Here is a 21,748-nt window from a genome sequence, read left to right as displayed (position 1 = left end):
CACGGCACCACCCGCGGCGACCTGGCCGCGCGGGCGCTGCGCGGCACCGCGCTGCAGGCACCGGACGCCGAGCGGCTCGAGCAGCTGCTGGCCGAGCGCGCGCGCCGGGTGCCGCTGCAGCACCTCACCGGGACGACCGCCTTCCGCGGGCTCGACCTCGCGGTCGGCCCCGGCGTGTTCGTGCCGCGCCCCGAGACCGAGCTGGTCACCGAGGCCGCGCTCGCGTCGGCGCGGCTGGCGGGCGCGGCCCCGCTGGTCGTCGACCTGTGCTCGGGGTCGGGCGCGATCGCGGCCGCGCTGGCGCACGAGCTCACCGACGCGCAGGTGCACGCGGTCGAGCTCGACCCGCAGGCGCACGCCTGGGCGAGCCGCAACCTCGCCGGCACCGGGGTCCGCCTCCACCTCGCCGACGCCACCGACCCCGGCGCGCCGCCGCACGACCTCGACGGCGCCGTCGACGTCGTGGTCGCGAACCCGCCCTACGTCCCGGACGACATGCGCCCGCTCGACCCCGAGGTCGCCGACCACGACCCGCCGCTCGCGCTCTACGGCGGGTCCGACGGCCTGCGCGTCCCGCTGCGGGTCGCGGCGCGGGCGCGGGTGCTGCTGCGCCCGGGCGGGACGCTGGTGATGGAGCACGCGCACGGCCAGCGGGCCGACCTGGTGCGCTCGCTCGCCGCGGACGGCTGGGACGACGTCGTCGGCCACGACGACCTCACCGGCCGCGAGCGGTTCGTCGTGGCCCGCGCGGGCGCGCCCGTCGGCGGTGCCAGACTGGCCGGGCAGGCGAGCGGACGGGCGCACGACGCCCGGGAGGGAGAGCGGTGAGCCGGGTCTACGACTGCCGGGAGGCCGACGGCCGCACCGACGGCGTCGCCGCCGCGGCGGCGGCGCTGGCACGGGGCGGGCTGGTCGTGCTGCCCACCGACACCGTCTACGGCGTGGGGGGCGACGCGTTCGACCCCGCCGCGGTGCAGGCGCTGCTCGACGCCAAGGGCCGCGGACGCCACATGCCGCCGCCGGTGCTCGTCGCGGGCCCGGACGTGCTGCCGGCGCTCACCAGCGACGTCACGCCCGAGGTCACCGCCCTCACCGAGCGGTTCTGGCCCGGCCCGCTCACCGTCATCTGCTGGGCGCAGCCGTCGCTGCAGTGGGACCTGGGCGACACCGGCGGCACCGTCGCGGTGCGGGTGCCGGACGACGACCTGGCCCGCCAGCTGCTGCGCGCCACCGGCCCGCTGGCCGTCTCCAGCGCGAACCTCACCGGGCAGGCGCCGGGTGCCACCGCCGAGGCGGTGCGCGAGCAGCTCGGCGACAGCGTGCAGGTCTACCTGGAGGTCGGCGAGCTCGCTGGCTCGCTGCCGTCGTCGATCGTCGACGCGACGGGGGAGGTGCCCCGGCTCGTCCGCGCCGGTGCGCTGACGCTGGCGCAGCTGCAGGAGGTCGTCCCCGGGCTGGTCGACGGCACCCAGCCCGCGTCCGAGCCCGCGTCCGAACCCGCGTCCGAGCCCGCGTCCGACGACGAGCCGCCGGGCGCGCCGGCGAGCGCGGGCTGAGCGGCGGCGCATGGGCGGGTACGTGCTGGTGCTGCTGGTCGCGGCGGCGGTGACCTACCTGGCGACGCCGCTGGCGCGCCGGGTCGCCGAGCGCACGGGGGCGATGACGCCGGTGCGCGACCGCGACGTGCACAGCGTGCCCACGCCGCGGCTCGGGGGGCTCGCGATGCTGGCCGGCCTGGCGACCGCCCTCGTGGTGGCCTCGACGCTGCCGTTCTTCTCCCGCGTCTTCGACTCGGCGCAGTCGCCGTGGGCGATCCTGGCCGCCGGCGCCCTCATCGCGGTCGTGGGCGCGGTCGACGACGTCGTCCAGCTCGACGCGCTCACCAAGCTCGCCGGCCAGGTGCTGGCAGCGGGCCTGCTCGCCTGGCAGGGCGTGCAGCTGGTGACGCTGCCGATCGGCGGGGTGGTGCTCGGGTCCGGCGTGCTGTTCCTCGCGCTCACCGTGCTGGTCGTGGTCGTGACGATGAACGCGGTGAACTTCATCGACGGCCTCGACGGCCTGGCGGCGGGCGTGATGTGCGTGGCCGCGGGCGCGTTCTTCGTCTACACCTACATGCTGACCCGCCAGACCGACCGGCTCGACTACTCCAGCCTGGCGGCGCTGGTCGCGGCCATCACGGTCGGCTGCTGCCTGGGGTTCCTGCCGCACAACGTGCACCCCGCGCGGATCTTCATGGGCGACTCCGGCGCGCTGCTGCTCGGCCTGCTGCTCGCCGCCAGCACGGTCGCGGTCACCGGCCAGGTCGACCCCGCCGTGGTGAGCGCCGGCCAGCTCGTGCCCGTCTGGTTCCCGGTGGTGCTGCCGGCGGTCGTGCTGGTGGTCCCGCTGCTCGACATGCTGCTGGCCGTCACCCGCCGGGTGCGCCGCGGCCAGTCGCCGTTCGCGGCCGACAAGATGCACCTGCACCACCGGCTGCTCGACATCGGCCACTCGCACCGCAACGCGGTCCTGATCATGTGCCTGTGGACCGCCGTCCTCTCGTTCGGCACCGTGGTCACGGCGTTCGTGCCGATCCGCGTCTGGCTGCCGGTGTGGCTGCTCGTCGCGGCGCTGAGCGCGGTGCTGACGGCCGGTCCGCTGCGGGGCCGCGCGCTGCGTCGCAGCAGCCCGTCCGAGCGCTTGTGATAGCATTCACAAGCGTTCTCGGACGCATCCGACGACCTTCGTGAGACCCCGCTCCCGGCCCGTCTTCCCCGGCCGCGGCGCCCCACCGGAAGGCCCGACCGTGACCCCGCACGACCCCAGCGCCGCCTCCGCCGCCCCCCGCGGCGCCGCGTCGGCCGACGACCCCTACGCGGCGATGCTGCGCGGGTCGCTGTGGCCGACCGCGGCGGTCGGCGTGGTCGCCGTGGTGGTGTCCGCCGTCCTCGAGGGCGTCCCCGGACTCATCGGGTCGGCCCTGGCCACCGTCATCGTCTGCGCCTCCTTCAGCGCCACCCTGCTGGTGATGCGCTGGGCCGCCAAGAACGGGCCCGCCAACGTGATGGCCGCCGCGCTCGCGACCTACATGGGCAAGGTGCTCGTCCTCGGCATCTTCCTGGTCCTGTTCGGGCGCGCGTCCTGGCTGTCCGGCCCCGCGTTCGGGCTCACCGCGATCGGCTGCGCGCTGGTCTGGCTCGTCTTCGAGGCCCGCGCCTACACCCGCATGCGGGTGCTGGTGTTCGGCGAGCAGCCGCCCGCGGGCGGCTCGTCGGGCGAGGGGGAGCGGTGAGCACCGTGACCCGCGACGACCACACCGACGCCCGCAAGCGGCCCGACTACGACCGCCTCGCGCACCGCGACGGGCCGGTGCCCGAGAGCGCCGCGTGGAACGTGCTGTCGTACCTGCTCGCCGGCCTGGTCGGCTTCGGCCTGCCCGGCTGGCTGCTCGACCTGTGGCTCGGCACGAGCTGGATCGTGGGGGTCGGCATCCTGCTCGGGGCGGCCGTCTCGATGCTCACCATCTGGGTCCGGTACGGTACCGGCGGACCCGCGGCCGGCACGGCCGAGGAGGGTGCCGCGGGCAGCAGCCCCGCGAACCCCGCCCGTCCTGACGACTCGAACGACGCCCCCGACGCAAGCCCCCAGGAGGAGACGCCGTGAGCCTGAGTGCGCTCGCCGTCCGCACGGCCGAGGAGGGCTTCGAGGCCCCCGGCATCTCGGACTTCTGGCAGCCGCTGTTCGGCACCGACGGCGCGTTCGCCGTCACCCGCCCGATGGTCGTGCTGGTGCTGTCGACGGTGGTCATCGCCGTCGTCCTGCTGATGGCCACCCGCCGCCTGACCGTGGTGCCCAGCAAGGGGCAGGCGGTCGTCGAGGCCGGCTACGGCTTCGTCCGCAACGGCATCGCCCGCGACATCATCGGCAGCAAGCACTTCCGGCCGTTCCTGCCGCTGCTGTTCGCGATGTTCGTGCTGATCCTGGTGAACAACCTGCTCGGCATCGTCCCGCTGGTGCAGTACCCGACGATGGCGCGGGTCGGTTTCCCGGCCGCGATCGCGCTGATCGTCTACTTCCTCTACCTGTACCTCGGCGTCAAGCGGATGGGCGCCGCCGGCTACATCAAGCACATGGTGCCGCCCGGCCTGCCGCTGCCGCTGGCGCTGTTCGTCGGCTTCCTCGAGCTGATCTCGTACTTCTTCACCCGCCCCGTCACCCTCGCGCTGCGGCTGTGGGGCAACATGTTCGCCGGCCACCTGCTGCTGCTGCTGTTCGCCCTCGGCGGCGAGTACATGCTGCTGCACGGCGGCTTCCCGCTGAACGTGCTGTCGATCGGCCCGTTCGCGATGTCGTTCGTCATGACGCTCTTCGAGATCCTCGTCGAGTTCCTGCAGGCCTACATCTTCACGCTGCTGGCCGCCCTGTACATCGCCGGCTCCCTGGCCGACGAGCACTGACCGCACGACCCGCACCACAGCACGACCCACCCCCCGCACCGGGCGCGACCGCCGCACCCGGCGACCGAGAGGAAAGATCCAGATGGAAGGCAACATCGCGATCCTGGGCTACGGCCTGTCGGCCATCGGCCCCGGTATCGGCGTCGGCCTGATCTTCGCCGCCTACATCAACGGCGTCGCCCGCCAGCCCGAGGCGCGCGGCATGCTCCAGCCGCTCGCCTTCCTGGGCCTGGCCTTCACCGAGGCGCTGGCCATCTTCGGTCTGGGCCTGTCGTTCGTCTTCCGTTGATCGGCGCGCCGGCTGGGCTGACGCCCGGCCGGCACGACACCCAGCCATCCCGAGCAGTACCTGAGACGACCGTGGAGACACCGTGAGCTTCGCACCCACCGCGCTGCTGGCAGCCGAGGGCGAGAGCGGGTTCTGGGCCGAGGCCTACCCGATCATCCCGCACCCGGGCGAGATCATCGTCGGGACGATCTGCTTCGTCATCCTCCTGGTGATCTTCACCAAGAAGGTGGTGCCGGCACTCGAGAAGGTCTACGCCGAGCGCGTGGCCTCGATCGAGGGCGGCATGGAGGAGGCCGAGAAGGCGCAGAAGGAGGCCGAGGCCGCGCTCGCCGAGTACAAGGCGCAGCTCGCCGAGGCGCGCACCGAGGCCAACCAGATCCGCGAGGAGGCCCGGGCCGACGCCGCGGCCGTGGCGTCGGAGGTGCGCGAGAAGGCGCACGCCGAGGCCACCCGCATCGTCGAGAGCGCCCAGCGCCAGATCGAGGCCGAGCGCCAGCAGGCCGTGACCTCGCTGCGCAGCGAGGTGGGCCGGCTCGCCACCGACCTCGCCGGTCGGATCGTCGGGGAGTCGCTCGAGGACTCCGCGCGCCAGTCGCGGGTCGTCGACCGGTTCCTCGCCGAGCTCGAGCAGGCCGAGCCCGGTGACGTGCGGGCGAGCGCCGTGAAGGCGTCGGAGCAGTCCTGATGACGAGCCACATGCGCGGTGCCAGCGCCGAGTCGCTGGCCTCGGCCCGCGAGCGGATCGAGCCGCTGGTCTCGGGTGCGGGCAGCACGGCCGACGCGGCCGTCGTCGGCGAGGAGCTGTTCGCGGTGTCGCGGCTCCTCGGCGGCTCGGCCTCGCTGCGGCGCGCGGTCACCGACCCCAACGCCGACGGCGAGAGCAAGGCCGGCCTCGTGCAGCGGCTGCTCGAGGGCAAGGTCTCCGGGGCGACGGTCGACGTCGTCGCGGGTCTGGCCCGCTCGCGCTGGTCGTCCGGGCGCGACCTGGTCGACGCGTGCGAGGAGCTCGGCGTGCAGGCCACCCTGGCCGGCGCCGAGCAGCTGAACGCGCTCGAGCGGGTCGAGGACGAGCTGTTCCGTTTCGGCCGGGTCGTGGCGGGCGGGCGCGAGCTGCGCGCCGCCCTGAGCGACCGGTCCGCGCCGGCCGCCTCGCGCACCGGCCTGGTCGAGCGGCTGCTCGAGGGCAAGGCCGCGCCGGCCACCGTCGCGCTGGCCCGGCACGCCGCCGGTCAGCCGGGCGGCCGCCGCACCGAGCAGGTGCTCGAGGAGCTCGGCGAGGCAGTGGCCCAGCGCCGCGACCGCGCCGTCGCCCGGGTCACCAGCGCGGTCCCGCTCACCGAGCAGCAGCGCGAGCGGCTCACCGCCGCGCTCGGACGCGTGTACGGGCGCACCATGCACCTCGACGTCGACGTCGTCCCGTCCCTGGTGGGCGGGCTGCGCGTCCAGGTGGGCGACGAGGTGATCGACGCCAGCGTCGTCGCCCGCCTCGCCCGCGCCGACCGGCTGCTGTCGGGTTCCTGACCCGGCGCCGCCCAGCACCACCCACCAGCACCGACTTCGCACCACCGACACGACCGCACAGGAGAGCAGGCACACGATGGCCGAGCTGACGATCCGCCCGGAGGAGATCCGCGACGCGCTGGACTCCTTCGTCCAGTCCTACGAGCCCGGCGCGGCCTCCCGCGAGGAGGTCGGGCGCGTCACCGACGCCGGCGACGGCATCGCCCACGTCGAGGGCCTGCCCGGCGTGATGGCCAACGAGCTGCTGACCTTCGAGGACGGCACGCTCGGCCTGGCGCTGAACCTCGACGTCCGCGAGATCGGCGTCGTCGTCCTCGGTGAGTTCTCCGGCATCGAGGAGGGCCAGGAGGTCCGCCGCACCGGCCAGGTCCTCGCCGTGCCCGTGGGCGACGCCTACCTCGGTCGCGTGGTGAACCCGCTGGGTGACCCGATCGACGGCCTCGGCGAGATCGAGACCACCGAGCGCCGCGCGCTCGAGCTGCAGGCCGCCGGCGTGATGGAGCGCAAGTCGGTGCACGAGCCGCTGCAGACCGGCATCAAGGCCATCGACTCGATGACCCCCATCGGCCGCGGCCAGCGCCAGCTGATCATCGGCGACCGCCAGACCGGCAAGACCGCGGTGGCGATCGACACGATCATCAACCAGAAGGAGTTCTGGGAGACCGGCGACCCGGCCAAGCAGGTCCGCTGCATCTACGTCGCGATCGGCCAGAAGGGCTCGACCATCGCCTCGGTGCGCGGCGCCCTCGAGGAGGCCGGCGCGCTCGAGTACACGACCATCGTCGCCGCCCCGGCGTCCGACGCGGCCGGCTTCAAGTACCTCGCGCCGTACACCGGCTCGGCCATCGGCCAGCACTGGATGTACGAGGGCAAGCACGTCCTGATCGTGTTCGACGACCTGTCCAAGCAGGCCGAGGCGTACCGCGCCGTGTCGCTGCTGCTGCGCCGCCCGCCGGGCCGCGAGGCCTACCCGGGCGACGTGTTCTACCTGCACAGCCGGCTGCTCGAGCGCTGCGCGAAGCTGTCCGACGCGCTGGGCGCGGGCTCGATGACCGGGCTGCCGCTGATCGAGACCAAGGCGAACGACGTGTCGGCCTACATCCCGACCAACGTCATCTCGATCACCGACGGCCAGATCTTCCTCGAGTCCGACCTGTTCAACGCCAACCAGCGCCCGGCGGTCAACGTCGGTGTCTCGGTGTCGCGTGTGGGTGGTGCGGCGCAGATCAAGGCGATGAAGTCGGTCGCCGGCTCGCTGCGCGTCGACCTGGCGCAGTTCCGCGCGCTGGAGGCGTTCGCGCTGTTCGCGTCCGACCTCGACGCGGCCTCGCGCCAGCAGCTGTCCCGCGGCCAGCGCCTGATGGAGCTGCTGAAGCAGGGCCAGTACTCGCCGTTCCCGGTCGAGGAGCAGGTCGTCTCGATCTGGCTCGGCACCACCGGCAAGCTCGACGACGTGCCGGTCGAGGACGTCCGCCGCTTCGAGGCCGACTTCCTCACCCACCTGCGTCGTGACGGCAAGCTGCTCGCGGGCATCAAGGAGACCGGCAAGTTCGAGGACTCCACCGACGAGGCGCTCACCGCCGAGGTCGAGAAGTTCAAGCGCAGCTTCAGCAGCGACGACGTCGAGCCGTCCGTCCAGGCGGGTCGCGAGGAGTCCGAGGCGCTGGACCAGGACGAGGTCGAGCAGGAGCAGATCACCGTCCAGAAGCGCTCCTGAGCGCGCGACGGCGACTGACGACCTGACCACGAGACCAGACGAGAGGAGGCGGGCATGGGAGCGCAGCAGCGGGTCTACCGCAACCGGATCAAGTCCACGACGGCGCTGAGGAAGATCTTCAGCGCCCAGGAGCTGATCGCGACGTCCCGCATCGCCAAGGCCCGGCAGGCGGTGGCGGCGTCCACCCCGTACGCCCGGGCGATCACGCGCGCGGTGTCGGCGGTGGCGACCTTCACCCGCGACGTCGACCACCCCCTCACCACCGAGCGCGAGCAGGTCAAGCGCGCCGCGGTCCTGCTGATGACGTCCGACCGCGGCATGGCCGGGGCCTACTCGGTCAACGTGCTGCGCGAGGGCGACCAGCTGATCAAGCTGCTGCAGGAGCGCGGCGTCGAGGCGGTGCCGTACCTGGCCGGCCGCAAGGCGTCGGCGTTCTTCAAGTTCCGCCGCCGCCACGTCGAGGCCGAGTGGTCCGGCTTCTCGGACGCCCCGACGTTCGAGGACGCCCGCACCATCGGCAAGACGCTGGTGAAGGCGTTCCTGGCCGGTTCCGAGAACGGCGGCGTCGACGAGATCCACGTCGTCTACACGCGGTTCGTCTCGATGGTCACCCAGGAGCCGACCGTGCTGCGGCTGCTCCCGATTGAGGTCGTCGAGCCGCTCGAGCCGCCGGCGCCGGAGGACCTGCTGCCGCTGTACGAGTTCGAGCCCAGCCCCGACCGCGTGCTCGACACCCTGCTGCCGCGCTACGTCGACAGCCGGCTGTTCAACTGCATGCTGCAGGCGGCGGCGAGCGAGCACGCGGCCCGCCAGCGCGCGATGAAGTCCGCGTCCGACAACGCGCAGGACCTCATCCGCACCTACACCCGGCTGGCCAACCAGGCCCGCCAGGCCGAGATCACCCAGGAGATCAGCGAGATCGTCGGTGGCGCCGACGCCCTCGCCTCCTCGGGCGCCGAGCACTGACCCGCGAGAGACAGTCCGTAGAGAGTGAGTGACATGACCGCCACTGCCACCGAGACCCAGAGCACCGGTGCCGCCGGCGAGGGCCGCATCTCCCGCGTGATCGGCCCCGTCGTCGACATCGAGTTCCCCGCGGGCTCGATCCCCGACATCTACCAGGCGCTCGAGATCGACTACGAGCTCGGCGGCGAGCAGCGCACGCTCGTGCTCGAGGTCGCCCAGCACATCGGCGACAGCATGGTCCGCGCCATCGCGATGAAGCCCACCGACGGCCTGGTCCGCGGCATGAGCGTGCGCGACACCGGCTCCGGCATCTCCGTGCCCGTCGGCGACATCACCAAGGGCCACGTGTTCAACGCCACCGGTGACGTGCTGAACCTCGAGGAGGGCGAGACCTTCGAGGTCACCGAGCGCTGGCCGATCCACCGCAAGGCGCCCGCCTTCGACCAGCTCGAGTCCAAGACCGAGATGTTCCAGACCGGCATCAAGGTCATCGACCTGCTGACCCCGTACGTGCAGGGCGGCAAGATCGGCCTGTTCGGCGGCGCCGGCGTCGGCAAGACCGTGCTGATCCAGGAGATGATCGCCCGCGTCGCCAAGGACCACGGCGGCGTCTCGGTGTTCGCCGGCGTCGGCGAGCGCACCCGCGAGGGCAACGACCTCATCGCCGAGATGGAGGAGGCCGGCGTCCTCGGCCAGACCGCGCTGGTCTTCGGCCAGATGGACGAGCCGCCGGGCACCCGCCTGCGCGTCGCCCTGTCCGCGCTGACGATGGCGGAGTACTTCCGCGACGTGCAGAAGCAGGACGTGCTGCTGTTCATCGACAACATCTTCCGCTTCACCCAGGCCGGGTCGGAGGTCTCGACCCTGCTCGGCCGGATGCCTTCCGCGGTGGGCTACCAGCCGACCCTGGCCGACGAGATGGGCGTGCTGCAGGAGCGCATCACCTCGACCCGTGGTCACTCGATCACCTCGCTGCAGGCGATCTACGTGCCGGCCGACGACTACACCGACCCGGCGCCGGCCACCACGTTCGCGCACCTGGACGCGACGACCGAGCTGTCGCGCGACATCGCCTCGCTCGGCATCTACCCGGCCGTCGACCCGCTGACCTCCACGTCGCGGATCCTCGACCCGCGGTACATCTCGCAGGCGCACTACGACACCGCGGTCCGCGTGAAGCAGATCCTGCAGCGCAACAAGGAGCTGCAGGACATCATCGCGATCCTCGGCATCGACGAGCTGTCCGAGGAGGACAAGATCCTGGTCAACCGGGCCCGCCGGATCCAGCGCTTCCTGTCCCAGAACACCTACGTCGCCAAGCAGTTCACCGGCATCGAGGGTTCGACCGTCCCCGTCGACGAGACCGTCGACGCGTTCACGAAGATCGCCGACGGCGAGTACGACCACGTCGCCGAGCAGGCGTTCTTCATGTGCGGTGGCCTCGACGACGTCGAGCGCAACTGGGAGCGGATCCAGAAGGAGACCGGCGCCTGAGCCGCTCCCGCTGACACGACGAGAGGCCCGTCCCCGGTGGGGACGGGCCTCTTGCGTGCGTCGTGCGTGGCGGGCCGTCAGGCGTCGGCGTCGCGGCCGCCACCGGGCTGCCACAGCACGTCGCCGGCGTCGCGGTTGACGTACCGGGCCAGGACGAACAGCAGGTCCGACAGCCGGTTGAGGTACTGCGCCGCAGCCGGGCTCACGCCGCCGTCGAGGCCGGTGCCGTGCTCCTCGATCGCGGCCCAGACCGACCGCTCGGCCCGCCGCACCACCGTCCGCGCGAGGTGCAGGTACGCCGCGGCCGGCGTGCCACCGGCGAGGACGAACGTGGTGAGCATGCCGAGGTGCTCGTTGTACCGGTCGATCTCGGCCTCGAGCTCGCCGATCCAGCGCTCCTGCACCCGCAGCGGCTCGTAGTCGTACTGCTCGGCCAGCGGCAGGCACAGGTCGGCGCCGACGTCGAACAGGTCGTTCTGCACCCGCAGCAGCAGCGTGCGGACGTCGTCGTCGAGGTCGCCGAGCGTGACCGCCAGGCCCAGCACCGCCCCCGCCTCGTCGGCGTCGGCGTAGGCCGCGAGCCGCGGGTCGGTCTTGCGGACGCGGGAGAAGTCGCCGAGACCGGTGGTCCCGTCGTCGCCGGTGCGCGTGTAGGGGCGGGTGATCCGGACGGGCATGCCGCGAGCCTAACCAGGGGGGCGGGGACCCTGGTCCGAGCACCCCCGGCGGCTCGCTAGACTGGCCCGACCCGCGTGAGCAGGTACGACCCCCGAGAAGGAAGGCCCGACCGTGGCGCTGACCGTCGAGCTCGTCGCCGCCGACCGCACCGTCTGGTCCGGCGAGGCCGCCTCCGTGCTGGCCCGCACCCTGGACGGCGAGATCGGCATCCTGGCCGGCCACACGCCCCTCCTCGGCATCCTCGCCCCGGGCGAGGTCAAGGTCGTGCCCGCCGAGGGCGGTGAGGGCGTCTCGGCCGAGGTCGACGGCGGCTTCCTGTCCGTCGAGAACGACCGCGTGCTGGTCGTCGCCGAGGGCGTCCGCATCGGCGAGGCGGCCGCCTCGTCCCGCAAGAGCCTCTGAGCCGAGCGGCGCGGTGGGAGGCTGGACGATCCCGCTCGAGATCGCCGCTGGCCTCGCTCTCCTGCTCGTCCTGACCGCCGCGTGGTTCACCGCGCGCCGGCTCTGGCTCGCCCGCGGCGCCGCCTTCGACTGCTCGCTGCGCCTGGCCTCGGCCCGTGACGGCAGCCGGTGGACGATCGGCGTGGCCCGCTACGAGCAGGGCCGGATCGACTGGTTCCGGGTCTTCTCGCCGTCGCTGCGCCCCGCCCGCACCTTCGAGCGCGACCTGCTCGAGGTCACCGGCCACCGCGTCCCCGCCGTCCCCGAGCGACACGCCGTGCTGCCCGGCTCCACCGTGGTCGGCGCCCGCTACGACGGCGACGACCTCGAGCTGGCGATGTCGGGCGAGGCCTACACCGGGCTGGCGTCCTGGCTCGAGGCGTCCCCGCCCGGTCGTACCGGGCAGGTGACGTGAGCGGGTCGGCCGGCACGATCCACGTCGTCGGCGGGACGCCGCTGCAGGGCGAGGTGCCCGTGCGCGGGGCCAAGAACAGCGTGCTGAAGCTGATGGCCGCCGCGCTGCTCGCCGAGGGCTGCACGGTGCTCGAGCAGGTGCCCGACATCGTCGACGTGCGCATCATGGCCGAGCTGCTGCGCCGGCTCGGCTGCACGGTCGAGCACGACCGGGCGGGCGGGACGGTGTCGATCGACGTCCCGCAGGCGCCGGGGCACCGCGCCGACTACGACCTGGTGCGGGCGATGCGGGCCTCGATCAGCGTCCTCGGGCCGCTGGTGACGCGGGTCGGCGAGGCCGACGTCGCGCTCCCCGGTGGCGACGCGATCGGCTCGCGCGGGCTCGACCTGCACGTCGACGGCCTGCGCTCGATGGGGGCCGACGTGCACGTCGACCACGGCTACCTGGTGGCCACCGCGCCGCCGGGCGGGCTGCGGGGCGCGGTGCTGCCGCTGGCGTTCCCGTCCGTCGGCGCCACCGAGAACCTGCTGATGGCTGCGACGCTCGCCGACGGCACCACCGTGGTCGACAACGCGGCCCGCGAGCCCGAGATCGACGACCTGGCGCAGCTGCTGCAGCAGATGGGGGCGAGGGTCGACGGCGTCGGCACCAGCCGGCTCACCGTCGAGGGCGTCGACCGGCTGCACCCGACCACGCACCGCGTCGTCCCCGACCGCGTCGTCGCCGGTACCTGGTGCTTCGCGGTCGCGGTCGCGGGCGGCGACGTGCTCGTGCGCGGCGCGCGCGCCGAGCACCTGCGCATCCCGCTCGACAAGCTCCGGCTGGCCGGGGTCGACGTGCGGGCCGACGACGCCGGCATCCGGGTCACCCGCCGGCGCCGGCCGCGCGCGGTCGACGTCGCGACCCTGCCGTACCCCGGCTTCCCGACCGACCTGCAGCCGATGGCGCTGGCGGCCGGGGCGGTCGCCGAGGGGTCGGCGGTGGTCACCGAGAACCTGTTCGAGGCCCGGTTCCGGTTCGCCCACGAGCTGGTGCGGCTCGGGGCCGACCTCACCGTCGACGGGCACCACGTGCTGGTGCGCGGCGTGCCGCGGCTGTCGGCGGCGCCGGTCGAGGCGAGCGACATCCGCGCCGGGGCGGCCCTGGTGCTGGCCGGCCTGGCCGCCGAGGGCGAGACCGTCGTGAGCGGCGTCGAGCACGTCGACCGCGGCTACGAGGACCTCGTCGGCCACCTGGCGGGGCTCGGCGCCGACGTGCGCCGCGCCACCGACGCCGTCCTCGACTTCGACTGAGCCCGAGGCGTCGTCAGGCGCCGGGACGTCGCGCCAGCACCTGACGGGCCAGGTCCTCGTGCTGCGGCAGCACCATCACCCGGGGTCCGCGCAGGGTGTCGGCCACGGTGGCCCGCAGGTCGGCCGCCTCCAGCGTGCGCCGCAGCACCTCGGCCTCGACCAGCGTCGACGGCGACGCGACGGGCACGAGCAGCCCGTAGTCGTCCGGCTCGCCGCGGCGGCCGGGGCGAGCCACCAGCGAGCGGCCCTTCGCCCAGGTCCAGCGCATGAGCACCATCAGCACGAGCAGGACGGCGACCGCGACGGCCGGACCCAAGATGTACGCGTAGGCGGTCCCGTCTGCCGGCACCGGGCACCCCCTTCGGTCGGTCTCGCGCGCAGCGCTCCGTCCAGTATGCGCCCGGCCCCGGCGTCCGGCTCCGGCGCGCCTCCGCGTCGCCGCGCCCGGGGGTCCCTAGCCTGTGCCCACTCGGGACAGGCAGGCGGGAACACCATGGACGTCGTTCGCAGCGAGCAGGGCGTGCTGCTGGTGCGCGGTCGCCTCGACTCCCGCTCGGCCCCGGACGTCCGCCAGGCCCTGCACCGGCTCGTCGACGACGGCGCCGGCGACGCGCTGGTCGACCTGGCCGGGCTGGAGCTCGCCGAGGTGTCGACGCTCGGGCTGTTCCTCGAGGCGCACCGCCGGGCCGAGCGCTCGGGACGGCGGCTGGTGCTGCTCGACGCGCCCGCACCACTCGGCCGGGTGCTGCGCGTCACCCGCCTCGACCGGGTGCTCCACCTGGCGGCCGCCGACACCCTGGTTCCGCGCGCTGCGAGCGCCTGACACGATGCGGGCGTGGAGCCCGCGATCGTCGTCACGGCCGTCGTCCTGGCCGTCCTGGCGGGCAGCTGGCTCGCCGACCGGCTCGCCGTGCCGGCGCCCCTGCTGCTGACCGTCGTCGGTGCCGTCGTCGCCTTTACCCCCGTGGTGCCGGACGTGGAGATCAGCTCCGAGCTGGTGCTGTACGGGCTGCTGCCGCCGCTGCTGTACGCCGCGGCGATCCGCACCTCGCTGATCGACTTCCGCGCCAACAGCCGGATGATCGTGCTGCTGTCGGTCGTGCTCGTCGTCGTGACGACCCTCGCGGTCGGCGCCGTGGCGCACTGGCTGCTGCCGCTCAGCTGGCCGGCGGCGCTCGCGCTCGGCGCGGTCGTCGCGCCGCCGGACGCCGTCGCCGCCACCGCGATCGCGCGGCGGGCCGGCCTGCCGCGCCGGGTGGTGGTCGTCCTCGAGGGCGAGTCGCTGGTGAACGACGCGACCGCGCTGGTGAGCCTGCGCGCCGCGACCGCGGCGATCGTCGCGCTGAGCGTCGTGCCCGGTGCCGGCGACGACGGCCACGGCGGCGACGCGGCCGACGCCGTCACCCGCCTCGACGCGGCCGGCGTGGGCCGGATCGCCCTCGACTTCCTCTGGGCGGCGGCGGGCGGGGTCGTCGTCGGCGTGCTGGTGGCCGTGGTGCTCGTCCAGGTGCGGCGCCGCCTCACCGACACCATCAGCGACACCACGCTGTCCCTCGTGGCGCCGTGGGTGGCGTTCCTGCCGGCGGAGGAGATCCACGCGTCCGGGGTGCTGGCGGTCGTGGTGGCCGGGCTGCTGCTCGGCCACAAGGCGCCGCTGGTGCAGAGCGCCGCGTCCCGCATCTCCGAGCGCACGTACTGGCGCACGGTGCAGCACCTGCTCGAGAACGGCGTGTTCCTGCTGATCGGCCTGCAGGCGTACCGGGTCGTGACCGACGTGGCGGGCAGCGACCTCGCGCTGGGCACGGTCGTGCTCGGCTGCGCCGGGGTGCTGCTCGCCGTGCTGCTGGTGCGGCCGCTGTGGGTGTTCCCGTCCATCTACCTGCCGCGGGTGCTGGTGCCGCGGCTGCGCCGCGAGGCGCCGCTGCCCTGGCAGGGCCCGGCCGTCATCTCCTGGGCCGGCATGCGCGGGGTGGTCACGCTCGCCGCCGTCTTCACCCTCCCGCCGGAGACCGAGCACCGCGAGGTGCTCGTCCTCATCGCGCTCGTCGTCACGTTCGGCACGCTGCTGCTGCAGGGCTCGTCGCTGCCGTGGCTGGTGCGCCGGCTGGGCCTCACCGGTCCCGACCCGCTCGAGGACCGGCTGCAGGAGGCCGCCGTGCTCGAGCAGGCGGCCGCGGCCGGGCTGCGCCAGCTCGACTCCCAGGTTCCCGCCGACGCCAAGGACCCCGACGGCGTGCTGCAGGCGCTGCGCGACCAGTCGCGCCGGCGCACCTTCGCGGTGTGGGAGCGGCTGGGCGGGCAGGGCGGCTCGGAGTCGCCGGTGCAGAAGCAGCAGCGTCTGCGGCTCGGCATGCTCGCGGCCGAGCGCGCCGAGGTGCTGCGGCTGCGCGACGAGGCCGAGGTGCCGCACGAGGTGCTGCAGTCGGTGATGGCGGCGCTCGACGTCGAGGAGTCGGTGCTCGTCCGCGCCACCGAGGCGATGGACGCGCTGCCCGAGCGCGACACCGAGCTGGTGGCCCCGCGCCGTGCCGCGGCCGCGTGCGAGCACCTGGCGTCCGCGCCTGCGGCGGTGCGTCCGCTCAACCCGGGGGTCTGCGACACCTGCGTCGAGCTGGGGTGGCGGTGGGTGCACCTGCGGATGTGCCTGTCGTGCGGGCACGTCGGCTGCTGCGACTCCTCGCGCGGCAAGCACGCTGCGGCGCACTTCGCCGAGAGCGACCACCCGGTGATGCGCTCGGTCGAGCCCGGCGAGGCGTGGCGCTGGTGCTACGTCGACGAGGAGCTCGGGTAGCGCTCAGGTCCCCGGCAGCACCCGCGGCTCGAGCCGCTCCTCGACGGCGTCGTCGCCGTCGCGGGTGACGACGTACGCGCCGCTGCCGCGGCGCTCGCTCACCGCCTCGACCAGCTCGGTGCCGCGGTAGACCAGGCCGACGCCGTCGTCGGTGCAGTGGGTCGTCGGCAGCGTCCCGTCGGCGACGAGCCGGTGCACCAGCGGACGGCGGCGCGACTCGCTGTCGTAGTGCACGCCGTTGCCGTACGGCAGCAGGCCGAGGGCGTCGGTCACCGGTCGCAGCTCCGGGCCGAACGAGTCGGTCGTGCCGCCGACGTACCAGCAGATCGAGCCCGCCGAGACGCCCGCCAGCACCACGCCCTGCCGCCACACCCGCCGCAGCACGTCGTCGAGGCCGTGCACCCGCCAGACGGCCAGCAGGTTCGCCACCGAGCCGCCGTTGACCCACACGACGTCCTGCTCGAGCAGGTGCCCCTCGACGTCCTCGACCGACGGCATCGGGAACAGGTTGAGGTGCGACAGGCCGAACCCGGCCTCGCGCGCGGCGTCGTCGAGCTCGGCGTTGAACCAGCGCTGGTCGCCGATCGCGGTGCCGACGTGGCACACGCGCGGACGGCCGGCCGCCCCGGACAGCTCGACCGCGTGGTGCACGAGCGGGGCGAAGCGCAGCCGGTGGCGCTGGGCGGGGAGGTAGCCGCCGGACGTGGCGAGGATCGTGGGTTCGGTGGTCACCGCCCCATCCTGGCAGCGGGTGTGACCGTGCTCTCCCCGTGAGCAGCCTCACCCGCCCACGACCTGTCCGGCGCGGTGACCCGTCGGTAACGTCCCGGCCTGTGAGCGACGACGACGTCCGGCCGGAGCGCGACCGGCCGTGGGTGATGCGCACGTACGCCGGGCACTCCTCGGCGCGCGAGTCCAACGCGCTCTACCGCCGCAACCTCGACAAGGGTCAGACCGGGCTGTCGGTGGCCTTCGACCTGCCGACCCAGACCGGCTACGACCCCGACCACGTCCTGGCGCGCGGCGAGGTGGGCAAGGTCGGTGTGCCGATCAGCCACGTCGGCGACATGCGCCAGCTGTTCGAGGGCATCCCGCTCGGGCAGATGAACACCTCGATGACGATCAACGCCACCGCGATGTGGCTGCTCGCGCTCTACGAGGCGGTGGCCGAGGAGCAGGGCGCCTCGCCCGACGAGCTCGCCGGCACCACCCAGAACGACATCATCAAGGAGTACCTGTCGCGCGGGACGTACGTCTTCCCGCCCGGGCCGAGCATGCGGCTCATCACCGACATGGTCACCCACACGGTCACCTCGGTGCCGCGGTGGAACCCGATCAACATCTGCAGCTACCACCTGCAGGAGGCCGGGGCCACGCCCGTGCAGGAGGTCGCCTACGCGCTGTGCACGGCCGTCGCCGTGCTCGACGCCGTCCGCGACTCGGGACAGGTTCCGGCAGAACGGTTCCCGGACGTCGTCCAGCGCATCTCGTTCTTCGTCAACGCCGGCGTGCGGTTCGTCGAGGAGATGTGCAAGATGCGCGCCTTCGTCGAGCTCTGGGACGAGATCACGCGCGAGCGGTACGGCGTCGAGGACGACAAGGCGCGCCGGTTCCGGTACGGCGTGCAGGTGAACTCGTTGGGGCTCACCGAGGCCCAGCCCGAGAACAACGTGCAGCGCATCGTGCTCGAGATGCTCGCCGTGACGCTCAGCAAGCGCGCGCGGGCGCGGGCCGTGCAGCTGCCGGCGTGGAACGAGGCGCTCGGGCTGCCGCGGCCGTGGGACCAGCAGTGGAGCCTGCGCATCCAGCAGGTGCTCGCGTACGAGTCCGACCTGCTCGAGCACGAGGACCTGTTCGACGGCTCGCCGGTGGTCGAGGCCAAGGTGCGCGAGATCGTCGAGGGCGCCAAGGACGAGATGGCCCGCGTCGAGGGGATGGGCGGGGCGGTGGCGGCCGTCGAGAGCGGCTACATGAAGCAGCAGCTCGTGGCCTCGCACTCGCGCCGCCGGGCGCGGATCGAGGCGGGCGAGGAGGTCGTCGTCGGCGTCAACAGGTTCGCCACCACCGAGCCGAACCCGCTGACGGCCGACCTCACCACCGCGATCCAGACCGTCGACCCGGCGGTGGAGGAGGCTGCGGCGCAGGCGCTCCGGGCCTGGCGCGACGAGCGCGACGCCGACCCCGAGCGGCGCGAGGCCGCTGCGCAGGCGCTCGCCGCGCTGGTCGCGGCCGCGGGGACGACGCAGAACCTGGTGCCCGCGACCGTGGCGTGCGCCCGGGCGGGCGTCACCACGGGGGAGTGGGCCGGTGCGCTGCGCGAGGTGTTCGGGGAGTACCGGGCACCGACCGGTGTGGGCGGCTCACCGGCGGGCGGGGCGCCGGGGGCGGCGTCCGACTCGCTGGCCGCGGTGCGCGAGAAGGTGCGCGCGACGGGCGAGGAGCTCGGCACCCGGCTGCGCTTCCTGGTCGGCAAGCCCGGCCTCGACGGCCACTCCAACGGCGCCGAGCAGGTGGCGGTGCGCGCCCGCGACGCGGGCTTCGAGGTGGTCTACCAGGGCATCCGGCTGACGCCCGAGCAGATCGTGGCTGCTGCGGTGGCCGAGGACGTGCACGTGGTGGGCCTGTCGGTGCTGTCGGGCTCGCACATGCACCTGGTGCCCGAGGTGCTCGAGGGCCTGCGCGCCGCGGGCGTCGACGACGTCCCGGTGGTGGTCGGCGGCATCATCCCCGACGGCGACGCGACGGCGCTGCGCGAGCTCGGGGTGGCGGAGGTGTTCACGCCCAAGGACTTCGGGCTCACCGACATCATGGGCGTCGTGGTCGACGCCGTACGGCGCACCCGCGGCCTCGACTGAGGCCGCGGGCGCGTCCAGCGGGGTGGGGCTCAGGCCTCGACGGCGGTGACGGTCGTGGGCACGTTGCCCTTGATCGCCTTGCTGTACGGGCAGAAGTCGTGGGTGAGGTCGGCCAGGCGCTGCACCGTCTCGAGGTCCTTGCCGGGCACGGCGACCCGCAGGTCGGCGGTGATGCCGAACGAGTCGCCCTCCGGCCCGAGACCCACGTCGACGGTCACGGTGGCGCCGGTGACGTCCTCGCCCTGCTGCTTGGCGACGGCGTGCAGCGCGCCGGTGAAGCAGGCGCCGTAGCCGACGGCGAACAGCTGCTCGGGGTTGGTGCCGCCGCCCGGTCCGCCCATCTCGACCGGGGCCTGCAGCACGACGTCGAGCTGGCCGTCGGAGGTGACCGAACGGCCTTCGCGGCGGCCGCCGCCGGACGCGGTGGCGGACGCGGTGTAGACGATCTTGGACGGGGCGTTGCCCGTGGTGGTGGTCATACCCTCACCCAACCCCGGCCGGGCCCGGATCTTCCCGCTCTGTCCCACATGGTGGGACGCGCGCTCACGCGTCCCAGGCCAGGGCCAGCCGCCGCACGACCTCGCGCAGCCGGTCCGGCGAGGTGGCGAGGTTGACCCGCACGTGGCCCTCGCCACCGGGGCCGAAGGTCGGGCCGGCGTTCACCTGCACGCGGCCGCGCGCGAACGCCGTCCCCGCGGGGTCGTCGTGGCCGTAGGCGCGGGCGTCGACCCAGGCCAGGTAGGTCGCCTCCTGGCGGCGCACCCGGGCGCGGGAGAGCTGCTCGGCGGCGAGGTCGGCGAACAGGTCGCGCTGCGCCGACAGCCGGACGACGAGCGCGTCGAGCCAGTCGTGGCCCTGCTCGTAGGCCGCCACCGCGGCCACCGCCCCGAGCGGTGACATGCCGCTGTTGCGCACCAGCGGGACGCCGCGCAGCGCGGCCGCGTCGCCCGCGCCCGGCGCCACCACCTGCGCGCACTTCAGCCCGGCGGTGTTGAAGGCCTTGGACGCCGCGACGACCGCGACGGCGTGGTCGTGCGTCCCCTCGAGCGACAGGTACGGCACGTGCTCGGCACCGTCGAGCACGAGCGGTGCGTGGATCTCGTCGCTCACCACCCGGGCGCCGTGCCGCACCACCACGTCGCGCAGGCCCTCGAGCTCGGCGCGGGTGAAGGCGCGACCCCACGGGTTGTGCGGCTGGCTGAGCAGCACGGTCCGGGCACCGTCGGCGAGCAGGGCGTCGAGCCGGTCGAGGTCGATCGCGGCGCGGCCGGCGTCCGGGTCGAGCGGCAGGAGGACCGGCTCGAGCCCGACGGTCTGCGCGACGTCGAGGAACGGCATGTACGCGGGCGTGGGGACGACCACCGCCCCGGGCTCGCTGAACAGCTCGAGCGCCAGTCCCACGCCGGTCATCACGTCGGCCGCCAGCACCACGTGGTCGGGGTCGACGTCCCAGCCGAACCGCCGGGCGGTGAACGACGAGAGCGCCTGCGCCACGGGCGCCGACGACCCCTGGTAGCCGGTGACCTGGTCGTGCACCGCACGCAGCACCGCCTCGTGGACGGGCGGCGCCAGCGCGTAGTCGGTCTCGGCGACCCAGGCGGGCAGCACGTCGGGCGGGACGGTGCCCCACTTCAGCGGGAGGGTGCGGCGGGCCTGCTCGTCCGTGAGGTCGACGATCACCGGTTCATCCTGCCGGATCGAGCACGCGCAGCAACCGCGCGACCTCGTCGGTCACGGCGTCGCGCGCGGGGCCGAGCCAGCGGCGCGGGTCGACCGACGTGCTCGCCGCGAGCCGCTCGCGCACCACGCGCGTCAGCACGCCGTTCAGGTGGGTGGCGACGTTCACCTTGAGCATCCCGTGCCGGACGGCGGAGGCGAGGCCCTCGTCGGGGACGCCGGACGAGCCGTGCAGCACCAGCGGGACGTCGACGGCCGCAGCGAGCCGGGCGACCAGGTCGTCGTCGAGCACGGCGTCGCGGCTCGTCATCGCGTGCGACGACCCGACCGCCACCGCCAGGGCGTCGACCCCGGTGGCCGCGACGAACGCGGCGGCCTCGTCCGGGTCGGTGCGCACGCCCGGCGCGTGGGCGCCGTCCTTGCCGCCGACCTCGCCGAGCTCGGCCTCGACCCACACGCCGTGCTCGTGGCAGAACGCGGTGAGATCGGCCGTGGTCCGGACGTTCTCGGCGTAGTCGAGGACCGAGGCGTCGACCATCACCGACGGCAGCCCGAGGTCGACCGCCTCGTGCACGAGGTCGAACCGGGTCGCGTGGTCGAGGTGCACGACGCACGGCACCGCCGCCTGCCGCGCCACCTCGAGGGTGGCCAGCGCCAGCGGCGCGAGGCCGCGGTGGTAGTCGGCGGTGTTCTCCGACAGCTGCAGCACGACCGGGACGCCCGCCGCCTCGGCGCCGGCCGCGATCGCCTCGGCGTGCTCGAGCTGCACGACGTTGAACGCGCCGATGCCGCGCCCGGCGGTGCGGGCGTCGCGGACGAGGTCGGCCATCCGGGCCAGGGTCACGGTCGCTCCTCGGTCACAGGTCCTCCACGTGGACGAGACGGGCGAGCCGCGCGACGTCGAGCGGGTCGACGGCGCCTGCGACGGGTTGCAGCACGGCGGCCCCGGACGTGGCCACCGCGTCCGCGGCGGTGCGGCGCAGGTCGAGCCGGTCGACGTGACCGGCGTCCGCGAGCGAGCGGGCGAGCGCGGCGCAGAAGGCGTCACCCGCGCCGGTCGGGTTGCCGGGCAGGGAGTCCGGCAGCGCGGCGTGCACCGCGGCCCGCGTCGTGACGAGCACGGCGCCGTCGGCGCCGAGGGTCGCGGCCACGGCCGGCACCCCCTGCCGCACCAGC

Annotated in this window: 25 protein-coding genes; 18 read left to right on the top strand and 7 right to left on the bottom strand. The window is 74.1% G+C overall.

The window, feature by feature from the left end; translation table 11 throughout:
• The 12 genes from prmC to atpD all read left to right on the top strand — a co-directional run.
• A partial coding sequence (gene prmC, locus ACYVKY_RS12785; RefSeq protein ID WP_460435373.1) for a peptide chain release factor N(5)-glutamine methyltransferase occupies positions 1-828 on the top strand: 828 nt, incomplete at its 5' end.
• A complete protein-coding gene (locus ACYVKY_RS12780) occupies positions 825-1,556 on the top strand; it encodes an L-threonylcarbamoyladenylate synthase (protein ID WP_460435372.1) in 732 nt (243 codons plus the stop codon). The genes prmC and ACYVKY_RS12780, both read left to right, overlap by 4 nt.
• A 10-nt stretch (positions 1,557-1,566) precedes the next feature.
• A complete protein-coding gene (locus tag ACYVKY_RS12775; protein WP_460435371.1) occupies positions 1,567-2,685 on the top strand; it encodes a glycosyltransferase family 4 protein in 1,119 nt (372 codons plus the stop codon).
• 100 nt (positions 2,686-2,785) lie between these two features.
• The gene (locus ACYVKY_RS12770) at positions 2,786-3,271 is read left to right on the top strand and encodes a hypothetical protein (RefSeq protein WP_460435370.1); all 486 of its coding nucleotides are present in this window, start codon (positions 2,786-2,788) and stop codon (positions 3,269-3,271) included.
• On the top strand, positions 3,268-3,642 hold the full coding sequence (locus ACYVKY_RS12765) for an AtpZ/AtpI family protein (protein ID WP_460435369.1): 375 nt from the start codon (positions 3,268-3,270) through the stop codon (positions 3,640-3,642). Before ACYVKY_RS12770 ends, ACYVKY_RS12765 begins: the two co-directional genes overlap by 4 nt.
• On the top strand, positions 3,639-4,436 hold the full coding sequence (atpB, locus tag ACYVKY_RS12760; protein ID WP_460435368.1) for a F0F1 ATP synthase subunit A: 798 nt from the start codon (positions 3,639-3,641) through the stop codon (positions 4,434-4,436). The genes ACYVKY_RS12765 and atpB overlap by 4 nt, the downstream gene beginning before the upstream one ends.
• 82 nt (positions 4,437-4,518) lie before the next feature.
• Positions 4,519-4,725 (top strand): ATP synthase F0 subunit C, encoded by a 207-nt coding sequence (atpE, locus tag ACYVKY_RS12755; protein WP_460435367.1) that lies wholly within the window; start codon positions 4,519-4,521, stop codon positions 4,723-4,725.
• 82 nt (positions 4,726-4,807) lie between these two features.
• Positions 4,808-5,410, top strand: a complete 603-nt coding sequence (locus ACYVKY_RS12750; RefSeq protein WP_460435366.1) for a F0F1 ATP synthase subunit B — start codon at positions 4,808-4,810, stop codon at positions 5,408-5,410.
• An 11-nt stretch (positions 5,411-5,421) separates the two neighbouring features.
• Complete coding sequence (locus ACYVKY_RS12745; protein WP_460435375.1) at positions 5,422-6,246, top strand: F0F1 ATP synthase subunit delta; 825 nt, start codon at positions 5,422-5,424, stop codon at positions 6,244-6,246.
• Positions 6,247-6,322: 76 nt separating this feature from the next.
• On the top strand, positions 6,323-7,963 hold the full coding sequence (atpA, locus tag ACYVKY_RS12740; RefSeq protein ID WP_460435365.1) for a F0F1 ATP synthase subunit alpha: 1,641 nt from the start codon (positions 6,323-6,325) through the stop codon (positions 7,961-7,963).
• A 54-nt stretch (positions 7,964-8,017) separates the two neighbouring features.
• The gene (locus tag ACYVKY_RS12735) at positions 8,018-8,929 is read left to right on the top strand and encodes a F0F1 ATP synthase subunit gamma (protein WP_460435364.1); all 912 of its coding nucleotides are present in this window, start codon (positions 8,018-8,020) and stop codon (positions 8,927-8,929) included.
• 33 nt (positions 8,930-8,962) lie between these two features.
• Complete coding sequence (gene atpD, locus ACYVKY_RS12730) at positions 8,963-10,423, top strand: F0F1 ATP synthase subunit beta (protein WP_460435363.1); 1,461 nt, start codon at positions 8,963-8,965, stop codon at positions 10,421-10,423.
• A 77-nt stretch (positions 10,424-10,500) separates the two neighbouring features.
• Here atpD and ACYVKY_RS12725 read toward each other — a convergent pair whose 3' ends face one another.
• A complete protein-coding gene (locus ACYVKY_RS12725; RefSeq protein WP_460435362.1) occupies positions 10,501-11,100 on the bottom strand; it encodes an ATP:cob(I)alamin adenosyltransferase in 600 nt (199 codons plus the stop codon).
• Between the two features lie 112 nt (positions 11,101-11,212).
• Here ACYVKY_RS12725 and ACYVKY_RS12720 point away from each other — a divergent pair, with 112 nt between their 5' ends.
• Genes ACYVKY_RS12720 through murA form a run of 3 tightly spaced genes read left to right on the top strand, consistent with a single transcriptional unit; the run spans position 11,213 to position 13,249 of the window.
• A complete protein-coding gene (locus tag ACYVKY_RS12720) occupies positions 11,213-11,503 on the top strand; it encodes a F0F1 ATP synthase subunit epsilon (RefSeq protein WP_460435361.1) in 291 nt (96 codons plus the stop codon).
• A 13-nt stretch (positions 11,504-11,516) separates the two neighbouring features.
• Positions 11,517-11,957 carry a DUF2550 domain-containing protein gene (locus tag ACYVKY_RS12715; RefSeq protein WP_460435360.1) on the top strand — a complete coding sequence of 147 codons (441 nt, stop codon included), beginning with the start codon at positions 11,517-11,519 and terminating at the stop codon, positions 11,955-11,957.
• A complete protein-coding gene (murA, locus tag ACYVKY_RS12710; RefSeq protein ID WP_460435359.1) occupies positions 11,954-13,249 on the top strand; it encodes a UDP-N-acetylglucosamine 1-carboxyvinyltransferase in 1,296 nt (431 codons plus the stop codon). The genes ACYVKY_RS12715 and murA overlap by 4 nt, the downstream gene beginning before the upstream one ends.
• A gap of 13 nt (positions 13,250-13,262) precedes the next feature.
• On the opposite strand, the gene ACYVKY_RS12705 is transcribed toward murA, so the two are convergent.
• Positions 13,263-13,598 carry a hypothetical protein gene (locus ACYVKY_RS12705; protein ID WP_460435358.1) on the bottom strand — a complete coding sequence of 112 codons (336 nt, stop codon included), beginning with the start codon at positions 13,596-13,598 and terminating at the stop codon, positions 13,263-13,265.
• A 144-nt stretch (positions 13,599-13,742) separates the two neighbouring features.
• On the opposite strand from ACYVKY_RS12705, the gene ACYVKY_RS12700 reads away from it, so the two are divergent.
• Together ACYVKY_RS12700 and ACYVKY_RS12695 are read left to right on the top strand one after the other, a co-directional pair.
• Positions 13,743-14,072, top strand: coding sequence for an STAS domain-containing protein (locus tag ACYVKY_RS12700; RefSeq protein ID WP_460435357.1), 330 nt, complete (start codon positions 13,743-13,745; stop codon positions 14,070-14,072).
• A 12-nt stretch (positions 14,073-14,084) separates the two neighbouring features.
• Complete coding sequence (locus ACYVKY_RS12695; RefSeq protein WP_460435356.1) at positions 14,085-16,040, top strand: cation:proton antiporter domain-containing protein; 1,956 nt, start codon at positions 14,085-14,087, stop codon at positions 16,038-16,040.
• Positions 16,041-16,043: 3 nt separating this feature from the next.
• Here ACYVKY_RS12695 and ACYVKY_RS12690 read toward each other — a convergent pair whose 3' ends face one another.
• A complete protein-coding gene (locus ACYVKY_RS12690; protein ID WP_460435355.1) occupies positions 16,044-16,772 on the bottom strand; it encodes a Type 1 glutamine amidotransferase-like domain-containing protein in 729 nt (242 codons plus the stop codon).
• A 146-nt stretch (positions 16,773-16,918) separates the two neighbouring features.
• On the opposite strand from ACYVKY_RS12690, the gene ACYVKY_RS12685 reads away from it, so the two are divergent.
• On the top strand, positions 16,919-18,895 hold the full coding sequence (locus tag ACYVKY_RS12685; protein ID WP_460435374.1) for a protein meaA: 1,977 nt from the start codon (positions 16,919-16,921) through the stop codon (positions 18,893-18,895).
• Between the two features lie 29 nt (positions 18,896-18,924).
• Here the strand turns inward: ACYVKY_RS12685 and ACYVKY_RS12680 are convergent, their stop codons facing one another.
• The 4 genes from ACYVKY_RS12680 to ACYVKY_RS12665 form a co-directional block, all read right to left on the bottom strand.
• Positions 18,925-19,374, bottom strand: a complete 450-nt coding sequence (locus tag ACYVKY_RS12680; RefSeq protein WP_460435354.1) for an organic hydroperoxide resistance protein — start codon at positions 19,372-19,374, stop codon at positions 18,925-18,927.
• Between the two features lie 64 nt (positions 19,375-19,438).
• Positions 19,439-20,575, bottom strand: a complete 1,137-nt coding sequence (locus ACYVKY_RS12675) for a MalY/PatB family protein (protein ID WP_460435353.1) — start codon at positions 20,573-20,575, stop codon at positions 19,439-19,441.
• Positions 20,576-20,579: 4 nt separating this feature from the next.
• Positions 20,580-21,416 (bottom strand): class II fructose-bisphosphate aldolase, encoded by an 837-nt coding sequence (locus tag ACYVKY_RS12670; RefSeq protein WP_460435352.1) that lies wholly within the window; start codon positions 21,414-21,416, stop codon positions 20,580-20,582.
• Positions 21,417-21,429: 13 nt separating this feature from the next.
• A partial coding sequence (locus ACYVKY_RS12665; RefSeq protein ID WP_460435351.1) for a PfkB family carbohydrate kinase occupies positions 21,430-21,748 on the bottom strand: 319 nt, incomplete at its 5' end.

The organism is Angustibacter speluncae (assembly GCF_054777815.1).
The sequence above is the reverse complement of the archived record's forward strand: the minus strand, read 5'-3'. Positions and strand labels throughout refer to the sequence as shown.